Source organism: Arcicella sp. (assembly GCF_964672035.1).
Map to the genome: position 1 here is coordinate 1 of NZ_CBABQS010000118.1, position 8,742 is coordinate 8,742.

Below are 8,742 nucleotides of genomic sequence, written 5' to 3' on the forward strand. Positions count from 1 at the left end.
GGGAGTTTGGTTGCCCTGTACGGTTTTGGTTTCCGTGTGTCAGTTTTTGGGGCATCGTAGGCGGGTGTTTTGGGGTTTCATCCCCAGAGGCTTGTTTGCTGGCTTTGGGCGTAGATCACTAATTTTGTCGGTCGGTTCAGTTTTTGGGCGATTTTAATACTGTGTTGAGTTCCTTTGCTTTGCCCATCCCACATGGCCACCACTTGATCACAGTCTTCAATAAGTTGCTTGTTGCGTATTGGTCCCGCCGCTTTGCCGTATGCTTGCCAGTTTGCAAGGTGGATTGTTAGCGGTAGGTTGTTTTCTTGGGCGTAGCGTTCGGCCAGTGTATCCGCACCATTTGCGCCCCCACTTATTATTTCAGTGGGTTTGTCGCCCAGGTTATCAAGTATTGTTTTTAATTGTTCGTAGTTGTCAAATGTTCTACTTCCTATTACGGCCGTTTTCATGTGCTTTTTTAAGTTTTTATTATATACAAATATATAGGTTTTTGTTTGCTTTTCCTATTGTTTTTGTTTGCTATTTATTGGTTTTTGTTGTTTATAATCATTCTATATTACGTTTTATGTTAGATTTATCTATGTTTTTGTTTGATATATCGGGTTTTGTTAGCTATCTTTGTAAGGTAATCAAGGAACATCGGAAACAGAAACGATAATGACAACGGAAGCAGTTAAACCAATCTATTTAGCAAAGATTAGTCAGGTTACTAACCTTACCACTCGCATTGATGCAGTCCGCATTACAGACGATAAATATATTATCGTTTACTTCTCCTATTCTTCCTGTACTCGTGGTTTCTCAAAAGACGTAATGAAAAATTACGGTTCAAAATTTAATGGTTTTTCTCCCATCTCACAGGCTCAATTTAAAGCTTTGTGCAATAAACAAGTAATCTAATGGAAGTATCAAAATACCAAATTTTCAACCTTTGGGAGTCAATGGTTGCCGATTCAGACATGAAAAAACAAACACTTATTAACGAAGCAATTGAGGTTTTTTACAAGGGTGTTACCTCTGATTCTATCAACTGTCATTTACTCAATCTTGCCTATACATTCGTTAGGCGTTATTCATAAATTATCAATTTCTCACTTTTCAACCAATCACGTACCATGTCAACGACTACAAAAACAACCCCATCCATTTACGTCGGCACCTACAAAAAATATAACGAAGGTTCCCTTTTCGGCCAATGGTTAGACCCTTCCGAATATGCTGATAAAGACGAATTTTTACAAGCGTGTGCGGACTTGCACGCCGACGAAGAAGATCCAGAGTTCATGTTTCAAGACTACGAAGGAATCAATGATAGATACATTTCTGAAAGTTCTATTTCGGATGATTTCTTTGAGTTCCAAGCCAATACCGCTGATTTTGAAGAGGATAAATTAGCAGCCTACGAAACGTTTATTTCAGTTTTTGGCAATGATGATATTTCAACTTTTGAGGAATCATTTCAAGGAGCGTATGATTCAGAAGAAGATTTTACGTATGAATTAGTCGAGAATTGTGGCTATCTCTCCAATGTTCCCGCCACCGTCGCCAACTATTTTGATTATGAGAAGTTCAGCCGTGATTTATTCATGTCGGATTATCACTACGATAACGGTTTTGTATTCCGCAACATTTAAGCAGCATTTTAATTATTTTTTTCATATTTAACAACCGCCTAACGCCTACATAATCAAGGCGTTAGGCACAAAACAAACACGTACCATGTCCAAGACAGCAACAACCGCAAACAGTAACGATTTAGTAAAGTTGTACCAAGTTATCGACGAACACGGAGAAATCACCAGCAAATACAAGTATTTGCCAGGTTCACCCAAAAATTACCGTTTCGATGGACGCACGGGTGATTTTAACATCGGAGGCGTTAAGCCCATGGGCAAGAAATTAACCATTCAGCCAATTGCCTTTAGATTTATGCAAGATGCTCTTTTTGCCAGAAAAGACGACATTACCAAAGAAATCAAAACGGAACAATGGTGCGAAGTTTTTTTCATTGATGAAACTAAAGCCGTGAGTTACATCATGTTCAACAATTCATCCGCCCGTGGTTTGTTAAAGTTAGTAGAATCACTTTTCTACGAGGATGTAGTTGAAAATGGCATAACTCGTAACATGGAATTAACCGACACCGTGTTAACCATTTCGAGCGAAGCCAAGAAAAACGACAAAGGCAAATATTCAGTGGCCACGTTTGAGTTTGAGATTGCCACGCCTGAAAGCGTTGCGGAATACCGCCAGCTATGCGAAGACATCCAGATTTTTAGCCGTGACACCATCACGCAAACGGCCGAAATTGGACTTTGTTCTAACAGCTATCCAGTCGCTTGTTTGCCCGTTTTAGAAGCTCAGCCATTGCTAAATTAATCCTAACGTATAAGTTTAACCGTGAGGGGTTCGCCCCTCACTTTTCTACTCAAATCTACTCACATGAAACTCATCAAAATCATCATTGACCATACCAATAACAAGGTTTTTGGGCAGTCAGTAACAGAAGCAGGAGACAGAGCAAAAGGCATTCATTCAGTCCACGAATACAGCGGTTTTTCTGACTGTAAGGAAGCTCAAAAAGTTGTAGATAACAAATCCATTACCATCTACGATTTACGGCTATGACGAAGCAGGAAAAGATTATTGAGGAGCAATTACAATGGATTAGAAGTGGAAAAATTGGCTGTGTATTCGCATCCGCTTTGGCGAAAAACCCAGATGCTATTGGTTGGCATTTTACAGTAAGTCCAGAGACTTTAACAATTTCAGAAAACACTTTGATATTATCCGTAATTTTTCCAGATAAAGACATTGAATTTGTAATGGATTGGGCGTTAAAGAATGGAATGTATATTGAAAGTGTATCCAATATGTACGACGGATTGAGAATTAAAATTGACAAAAATATTTCGTGGGTACAATATTTTGGAAAAGATAGTCATGTAAAAACCAGACAATCACCGCATCCAATGCTGTCATTTGCGGTAAAATTGCCAACAAAATATTATGCAAAAGTAGGATTCAACGGTATTTTACATTTAGCTCATGCTTCCATTGAGTTTATGAAAGAGAAGGTTGCAGATAGACTTTGGGAACGATCTTTTATCAAGACAAAAAAAGAATTAGGACATTCGCCAACCATCAGGGAGGCCTCAAAAACAACATTCAAAAAATGAAAATATTAATTATTGGACAGGCACCGCCAGCGGTCACGCAAACCCTTCCTTATGATACCACTTTGCTTTATGATATGTTGTCATGGGCAGGGGTTACAAAAGAACAGGCGCAAGATTTATTTGAATTTGAGGCGATGAGTAGCGTATTCCCAGGCCACGGAGACAAGGGCCATTTAAAGCCAAGTATGGCAGTGATGCGTGAACACTACGAAAGTGTATTGCAAGAGAAAATACTGACTTCAAAAAGAATTCTTGTGTTGGGAAAAGTAGCAGAAAATGCGCTCAAAGAATTTGGGGCATTTTGCAGTAGCGAACACGAAAATATTATCTTCATGATACACCCAAGTAAGCGTAATTATAATACGATAATGAATAACAAAGCAATGATAACCAAGCAGCTACAAGAATTGTGCGTTGGCTACGATTTACGCCTATGACCGCCATCGACACACAAGAACTCGCCTACAATCTTGAAGCCAGAGGAAAAGAGATTGTAGGTAAACTTTACACGAATCTTTTCAGTACGATAACGCCTGAACAGTTTGGGCAACTTACCACAGAAAAGCAAAGATTGTTCAATGATAGAGTGGTAATGTTACGTGAATTAGACGAGATATTGATCAAGCTAACGCACGTAGCGACTTTAGAATCAATTACTTACAGAAACAAAAAAGAATCAATTATCAACGTTTTAAATTCAATGTTATGAAAAAAGCATTATACGAACATTGGCAGGAACTTTTACAAGACTTCCCAGAAGCCACCGACCGAGATTTAGTGAATTGGGGAATGGAATTTACAGGTAATGATGTGAAGGAAAATTGGCAGCAATTAAGAGTAGAAGTGGAAGAAAATTTAAAAGAATTTCAGAATACATGAAAAAGCCCAAGATAAAAAAACTCACCAACGACGAATACCGAGCATTACCCAGAATCTCAAACAGCGATTTAGGCCTGTTTGAGGACATCATTTTTAATCGTCCCGTGAAGCCCTTGCCACTCGGAGCGTTCAATTTCGGCACCGCCGTACACGAACTGATTTTAGAACCCCAAATCATCGACCGACTCCCACAAAACGTGGACATTGCCAAAGTTCAAGTTTTAGCCAAAACATTTTGGGCGGAGCCGTGGCTGAAATGGTTACTGAGATTCAGCCGTAAAGAAGAAGTCATTTTGTGGACCTGTCCAGTAACGGGTTTACCCCTCAAATCAAAATTGGACATTATCCTACGAAGACGCACCGTTTACGACATCAAAACCACTTCCGCCAGTAGCATCGAACAATTTGCCAAGCATTGCCAAGAATACGGCTACGACCGACAGGCAGCATTTTACATGGACAGCATCGGAGCCAAGCGGTTTTTCTTCATTGCCTTATCCAAGACCAAAAAAGACACCGTGTTCATCATGGAAGCCGACCGCTCATTCATTGAGTCAGGACGAAAAAAATACCGAAAATTATTATCCGTTTGGCAACAACGGAATCAACCTTTACCCAATACGTAACCTACTTTCAATTGGACATAAAAAACCCCCAACATCGTGAGACATTGGGGGTTTTTGATTTACATAGCCGATGAGGTTAATTTCCTCCATCCTGACATCCCTCTAAAACATAAAGTATCAAGCGTTGAGTTGAAAATAATCATTCCACTTTGAGGATTTTGAATGGCATTAATTTGCTCAGTAGTGCGGGTTAATGCCAGCGGCGTACCATCTTTACTGACATTCGACCAACCGCATTGATAAAGGGCATCCTCAATGTTAATTGATTGATATTCAATGTAAGGCTCCTCAGTAACTGGATTAATTGTGTCACTTGATTGACCATACAAAATAGACTGATAGAAAGGCGTAGGCAAAGCGATTGACGAGCCATCGTTACCTTTGTCTCCCTTGTCCCCCTTATCTCCTTTGTCCCCCTTATCTCCTTTGTCTCCCTTATCTCCTTTAGCACCAATGCCAGTGGGTGCAGGATAATTTTCTTCACGCATAAGTGAATTTTCAATAACTTCAATGCGTTTATTTATTTGTCTTAAACGAGAGCCAACGGCTGTTAATTTCTCAGTATTCAACAAACCAAGTTGCTGATTTAATATTTCAATTCGTGTCATTTTATTGTTGTTAAAAAATGCCCAATCGTTTAGGACAGGGCATTTAGTGGAAAGATTGATTTTAGAATGGCCCCATCAACACGGCTAATTGCTGTGCATATACCAATCGCTGTGCTTCGTATCGGTCAATCGTCGCATTGTACTTGTATATCATGGCAATAGCAGCATTGTTTTTCTTGGTGAGCGCTGCAATTTGAGCGGGTCTTAAATCTGCATCAGAATTTAACATTTCAGCATACCCTGCTTGGAGCGTTTGCTTGGCAGTTCGTCTCTCTTGGGTTTTTGCAATCTGAGCCAACTTAGTAGCTATTTGTTTCTGTTTAGCGGCTATCTTTTTAGCCCTAATTTCCTCTGGAGTTGATTTCATGATTTGTAAGGATTTAATGGTGAAAAATAAGTAATGTTAAAATGGCCCCAATAAGACGGCCAATTGTTGAGCATATTCAAGTCGCTTTGCTTCGTATCGGTCAATAGCAGCGCTATACTTTGAGATCAGTGCATTGGCCGAATTGATTTTCCTGTTCATAAATGCAATTTGATAGGGTGTCAAATCCGAATGAGTATTGAGATACGTAACATACCCTGTCAAAAGCGTTTGTTTGAAAGTTTGCTTATCTACTATGCTTGATATTTGAACCAACTTTGTAGCAATCTGCTTTTGCTTTGAGGCTATTCGCTTAGCCTTGATTTCTAAGGAATTTAATGCCATAATCTTAAAAATTTAGATGGTGAATAAATTAGGTAAGAATCGGTAACAGGGTAATGCCATCCAGACTTTTACCATCAGGGTAATACTTCACCGGCTTGCCAGCTTTGGGCGAATTATGCTTGTAACCTTTGGTAATCAGAAAAACGTATTGAAGAGTATCGTTGCCACTCAGTGCATTGATAGAGCCTACGCCAGCATTGCCAAAAGGATTAACAAGAGGAATAATTGACGGAGTTATTTGGCTGTCAACTTGCACAACATTAGTACCATCAGCCCGAACCATTACGCCCAAAGCAATGATCTGAAAATCGGTAACCGTTGGAGGAGCAACAATTGAAATATTTGCCCCGGTCTGTTGAATACTAAAGGCTTGTTCAACTAACTCCATGTCAAAACCGCTCATTCTGATTCTCAATGCGTTGGTATCAAGCGAATCAAAATCGTTCAACGCCTCATTCCCATTAGCATTATAGGCAGTTTTATAAGCCTCAGAAAAGATAGAGCCAGTCACAGGAAATTCATTATTGTACATGAATAACAAGTTTTGACGAATCTTTGAAACTAATTCCTTTCTGTCAAATTTGTTAGCTTTAAATGCTTGGTCGATTGCCCGAACAACCTTATTAATTTCGTCCCTTCTTACCTTGGGCAACTGTTTGAATTGTATCATTGGATTGATATTTATTTGTGAAAAACCTAAAAAAAAAAGGGTGACGAGTATATTACAAGCCACCCATTTTTTGGAATAATTACCCTGATGTTAGCTATTCAAACCGAGTGACGGTCGCATCGAACATCGAACACCGAACATCGAACATCAAACATCGAAATACGAACAACAACTTAGATACCGCCATCAACGGCAACTACTTTTGAAGTTGTGTAAGCACCATTACCCAAAAGGTATTGTTTGCCGTTTACTTCTTGGTAGAATTCTACCCCAAACACGACCACAATTGGGTGCGTACTGGCCGCAGGAAGTGGCAACGCCAAATTTTGTGCGGCCACCACCTCATTCGTGTAAGGAATCAACGCACTTGTTACCGTTACCCCGTCCGAATCCTTCGCTTCAAAATCAATGGAAGCAGCAGAACCCACCAACTTTAAGTGAGTTGTTCCCGTTGGAGCCGACACATCACGAGCTGCATTGAAAGCATCTACAGCGATTGAGTGAGTACCCAAAGCACGCATAATTGTTGGCGTAAAGCCCATGAACGCAATCGTTGAAAGAATTGCTTTTTCATTAAATTCAAAGCCGTTCAATAATTCAATTTCTGCATCAATTACCCCACGTTGACCACGGTCATTCACCGCATCGGTAGCGATAATTTCACGCATTTTTTTGGTCATACGTGAGGTCATCAATTTGTCAGAAATGTTAGCCACTACCTGACGGAATGAATCACGGGCCGTTTTTCCAGCGGATGCCGCATTGCCAAATTCAGAATTGTTTTCCAACGTACGCACTGCCGTAATTGCCCGTGGTTTTTGGGCCTGTGAAATGTTCCCATTTGCCCCGAAAGTTAAGCCCCCGACAGTTCCTTGAATGCCGAGAATACCAGTTTGTCTTGCCATTTTTAGCGAAAGTTTTAAAGTTTTACAAAGTAATTTTTATGATTATGCCTCCCGGCTTAAATCCGTAGTAATTCCCAGGCAATTCCAAGGTAAATCCAAGGTAATTCCCACTAAGGCCCAGTGTGTACCAACAATCCTGTCTGTAATTTGCTTTTGCCTTCATCTCGCTAAACCTCAGAGGAAGAATGACAGGAGTAAGCAAATTTTGATGGTGATATTGATGGTCATGTTGACTTGTAAATGATGCTACAAATATCTAACTTAGTACCCGTAACCATCAGTAATACAGCCCTTTTGACCATCATGAGCCAAATTCAATTATCGCTTTTTGAAGATTTTATCAACGCCTACGAATCCGAGAAAAAAGAAGCAGAAAAACCAAAGAAGCAGACCGCCGAGGGAGACTTTAAATTTACCTTCTTAGTAAACTCCTCCCATATCCAAGTCTGGCGAGACTGCGACATCAAGACCGCTCAGCGAAGACTAAGAAAAATCAAAAAACACTACGGCATAGAAGGAGGAAAATGGCTCACCTTCGAGCAGGTAGCCCGCTACGAAGGATGGAACAGCCAATTATTATTAGATGAAATGCAAACCCGAAGACTAAAACTAAAAGAACGCCACCGAGACAGAGAATAAAAAAGAGCGATGCACAATTAAATGTACATCGCTCTTTTTTATGGTTGAAAGACACAATATTACTCTATTATAAGATTTTTTGGTAAAATAAATATTAATCCATATATTTCCCACATTAAATAATACAATCAATACCGAATACACACAAAATTCCTTTTTAAATAAACCATTGAGACATAAAAATGCTAATTAGAACACTCAAATAACCTTCATGTCAATACTAATATTTTATAAATCTTTCAACAATACAAAAAGTTCGACAAACAAAAAGTTCGACAAGAGTAGTACAACGAAAAATTAGCAAAGTGCCAAACAATACGAAAAGTACGACAAAAATTTCGTTCATTAAAGGGTTATCTGCCACCTTATCAAACGTAAAATTTTTAGACCGACACTTTTACAAGTTTGAATACTTTAAACACATCGGGTATTCGTAAGTTGTTCTTAATCAGATATTTGTAAAGTCTTTTTCCATGCGTAAAAAGGTTTAGCGTATCTTTTTGAACCTTGTAAACTCTCTTTAACCA

General features: G+C 39.4%; 17 protein-coding genes. 11 read left to right on the forward strand and 6 right to left on the reverse strand.

All coding sequences use genetic code 11. From position 1 onward, the window contains the following. Window positions 1-77: 77 nt before the first annotated feature. Complete coding sequence (locus AC1W31_RS19465) at window positions 78-482, reverse strand: DUF2493 domain-containing protein (RefSeq protein WP_481736180.1); 405 nt, start codon at window positions 480-482, stop codon at window positions 78-80. 175 nt (window positions 483-657) lie between these two features. Between AC1W31_RS19465 and AC1W31_RS19470 the strand changes: the two genes are divergently transcribed. The 10 genes from AC1W31_RS19470 (at window position 658) to AC1W31_RS19515 (ending at window position 4,684) form a co-directional block, all read left to right on the forward strand. Continuing rightward, window positions 658-900, forward strand: a complete 243-nt coding sequence (locus tag AC1W31_RS19470) for a hypothetical protein (protein ID WP_481736164.1) — start codon at window positions 658-660, stop codon at window positions 898-900. After that, the gene (locus AC1W31_RS19475) at window positions 900-1,079 is read left to right on the forward strand and encodes a hypothetical protein (RefSeq protein ID WP_481736165.1); all 180 of its coding nucleotides are present in this window, start codon (window positions 900-902) and stop codon (window positions 1,077-1,079) included. The genes AC1W31_RS19470 and AC1W31_RS19475 overlap by 1 nt, the downstream gene beginning before the upstream one ends. Window positions 1,080-1,115: 36 nt before the next feature. After that, window positions 1,116-1,634, forward strand: coding sequence for an antirestriction protein ArdA (locus AC1W31_RS19480; protein WP_481736166.1), 519 nt, complete (start codon window positions 1,116-1,118; stop codon window positions 1,632-1,634). An 85-nt stretch (window positions 1,635-1,719) separates the two neighbouring features. Continuing rightward, window positions 1,720-2,379: a hypothetical protein gene (locus AC1W31_RS19485; RefSeq protein WP_481736167.1), complete on the forward strand. Its 660-nt coding sequence runs from the start codon at window positions 1,720-1,722 to the stop codon at window positions 2,377-2,379. Window positions 2,380-2,442: 63 nt separating this feature from the next. Continuing rightward, window positions 2,443-2,628: a hypothetical protein gene (locus AC1W31_RS19490; RefSeq protein WP_481736168.1), complete on the forward strand. Its 186-nt coding sequence runs from the start codon at window positions 2,443-2,445 to the stop codon at window positions 2,626-2,628. Continuing rightward, window positions 2,625-3,179 (forward strand): hypothetical protein, encoded by a 555-nt coding sequence (locus AC1W31_RS19495; RefSeq protein WP_481736169.1) that lies wholly within the window; start codon window positions 2,625-2,627, stop codon window positions 3,177-3,179. Before AC1W31_RS19490 ends, AC1W31_RS19495 begins: the two co-directional genes overlap by 4 nt. Beyond that, window positions 3,176-3,616, forward strand: coding sequence for a uracil-DNA glycosylase family protein (locus AC1W31_RS19500; protein ID WP_481736170.1), 441 nt, complete (start codon window positions 3,176-3,178; stop codon window positions 3,614-3,616). Before AC1W31_RS19495 ends, AC1W31_RS19500 begins: the two co-directional genes overlap by 4 nt. Beyond that, window positions 3,613-3,888 (forward strand): hypothetical protein, encoded by a 276-nt coding sequence (locus AC1W31_RS19505; protein ID WP_481736171.1) that lies wholly within the window; start codon window positions 3,613-3,615, stop codon window positions 3,886-3,888. Before AC1W31_RS19500 ends, AC1W31_RS19505 begins: the two co-directional genes overlap by 4 nt. Continuing rightward, window positions 3,885-4,058, forward strand: a complete 174-nt coding sequence (locus AC1W31_RS19510; RefSeq protein ID WP_481736172.1) for a hypothetical protein — start codon at window positions 3,885-3,887, stop codon at window positions 4,056-4,058. The genes AC1W31_RS19505 and AC1W31_RS19510 overlap by 4 nt, the downstream gene beginning before the upstream one ends. Then, window positions 4,055-4,684, forward strand: coding sequence for a PD-(D/E)XK nuclease-like domain-containing protein (locus tag AC1W31_RS19515; protein ID WP_481736173.1), 630 nt, complete (start codon window positions 4,055-4,057; stop codon window positions 4,682-4,684). The genes AC1W31_RS19510 and AC1W31_RS19515 overlap by 4 nt, the downstream gene beginning before the upstream one ends. Window positions 4,685-4,743: 59 nt before the next feature. Here AC1W31_RS19515 and AC1W31_RS19520 read toward each other — a convergent pair whose 3' ends face one another. The 5 genes from AC1W31_RS19520 to AC1W31_RS19540 form a co-directional block, all read right to left on the reverse strand. Further along, window positions 4,744-5,292, reverse strand: coding sequence for a hypothetical protein (locus AC1W31_RS19520; protein ID WP_481736174.1), 549 nt, complete (start codon window positions 5,290-5,292; stop codon window positions 4,744-4,746). 61 nt (window positions 5,293-5,353) lie between these two features. Continuing rightward, the gene (locus AC1W31_RS19525) at window positions 5,354-5,659 is read right to left on the reverse strand and encodes a hypothetical protein (protein ID WP_481736175.1); all 306 of its coding nucleotides are present in this window, start codon (window positions 5,657-5,659) and stop codon (window positions 5,354-5,356) included. 36 nt (window positions 5,660-5,695) lie between these two features. Further along, complete coding sequence (locus AC1W31_RS19530) at window positions 5,696-6,001, reverse strand: hypothetical protein (protein ID WP_481736176.1); 306 nt, start codon at window positions 5,999-6,001, stop codon at window positions 5,696-5,698. A 28-nt stretch (window positions 6,002-6,029) separates the two neighbouring features. Beyond that, complete coding sequence (locus AC1W31_RS19535) at window positions 6,030-6,671, reverse strand: hypothetical protein (protein ID WP_481736177.1); 642 nt, start codon at window positions 6,669-6,671, stop codon at window positions 6,030-6,032. 173 nt (window positions 6,672-6,844) lie between these two features. Continuing rightward, the gene (locus AC1W31_RS19540; protein WP_481736178.1) at window positions 6,845-7,576 is read right to left on the reverse strand and encodes a hypothetical protein; all 732 of its coding nucleotides are present in this window, start codon (window positions 7,574-7,576) and stop codon (window positions 6,845-6,847) included. A gap of 240 nt (window positions 7,577-7,816) precedes the next feature. Between AC1W31_RS19540 and AC1W31_RS19545 the strand changes: the two genes are divergently transcribed. Then, window positions 7,817-8,215, forward strand: coding sequence for a hypothetical protein (locus tag AC1W31_RS19545; RefSeq protein ID WP_481736179.1), 399 nt, complete (start codon window positions 7,817-7,819; stop codon window positions 8,213-8,215). The last annotated feature ends 527 nt before the right edge of the window (window positions 8,216-8,742 follow it).

What these genes read in the sequence shown, in the direction of transcription:
- AC1W31_RS19470 (WP_481736164.1), top strand. Translation starts at nt 658, where the DNA reads ATGACAACGGAAGCAGTTAAACCAATCTATTTAGCAAAGATTAGTCAG.
- AC1W31_RS19475 (WP_481736165.1), top strand. Translation starts at nt 900, where the DNA reads ATGGAAGTATCAAAATACCAAATTTTCAACCTTTGGGAGTCAATGGTT.
- AC1W31_RS19480 (WP_481736166.1), top strand. Translation starts at nt 1,116, where the DNA reads ATGTCAACGACTACAAAAACAACCCCATCCATTTACGTCGGCACCTAC.
- AC1W31_RS19485 (WP_481736167.1), top strand. Translation starts at nt 1,720, where the DNA reads ATGTCCAAGACAGCAACAACCGCAAACAGTAACGATTTAGTAAAGTTG.
- AC1W31_RS19490 (WP_481736168.1), top strand. Translation starts at nt 2,443, where the DNA reads ATGAAACTCATCAAAATCATCATTGACCATACCAATAACAAGGTTTTT.
- AC1W31_RS19495 (WP_481736169.1), top strand. Translation starts at nt 2,625, where the DNA reads ATGACGAAGCAGGAAAAGATTATTGAGGAGCAATTACAATGGATTAGA.
- AC1W31_RS19500 (WP_481736170.1), top strand. Translation starts at nt 3,176, where the DNA reads ATGAAAATATTAATTATTGGACAGGCACCGCCAGCGGTCACGCAAACC.
- AC1W31_RS19505 (WP_481736171.1), top strand. Translation starts at nt 3,613, where the DNA reads ATGACCGCCATCGACACACAAGAACTCGCCTACAATCTTGAAGCCAGA.
- AC1W31_RS19510 (WP_481736172.1), top strand. Translation starts at nt 3,885, where the DNA reads ATGAAAAAAGCATTATACGAACATTGGCAGGAACTTTTACAAGACTTC.
- AC1W31_RS19515 (WP_481736173.1), top strand. Translation starts at nt 4,055, where the DNA reads ATGAAAAAGCCCAAGATAAAAAAACTCACCAACGACGAATACCGAGCA.
- AC1W31_RS19520 (WP_481736174.1), bottom strand. Translation starts at nt 5,292, where the DNA reads ATGACACGAATTGAAATATTAAATCAGCAACTTGGTTTGTTGAATACT.
- AC1W31_RS19525 (WP_481736175.1), bottom strand. Translation starts at nt 5,659, where the DNA reads ATGAAATCAACTCCAGAGGAAATTAGGGCTAAAAAGATAGCCGCTAAA.
- AC1W31_RS19530 (WP_481736176.1), bottom strand. Translation starts at nt 6,001, where the DNA reads ATGGCATTAAATTCCTTAGAAATCAAGGCTAAGCGAATAGCCTCAAAG.
- AC1W31_RS19535 (WP_481736177.1), bottom strand. Translation starts at nt 6,671, where the DNA reads ATGATACAATTCAAACAGTTGCCCAAGGTAAGAAGGGACGAAATTAAT.
- AC1W31_RS19540 (WP_481736178.1), bottom strand. Translation starts at nt 7,576, where the DNA reads ATGGCAAGACAAACTGGTATTCTCGGCATTCAAGGAACTGTCGGGGGC.
- AC1W31_RS19545 (WP_481736179.1), top strand. Translation starts at nt 7,817, where the DNA reads ATGATGCTACAAATATCTAACTTAGTACCCGTAACCATCAGTAATACA.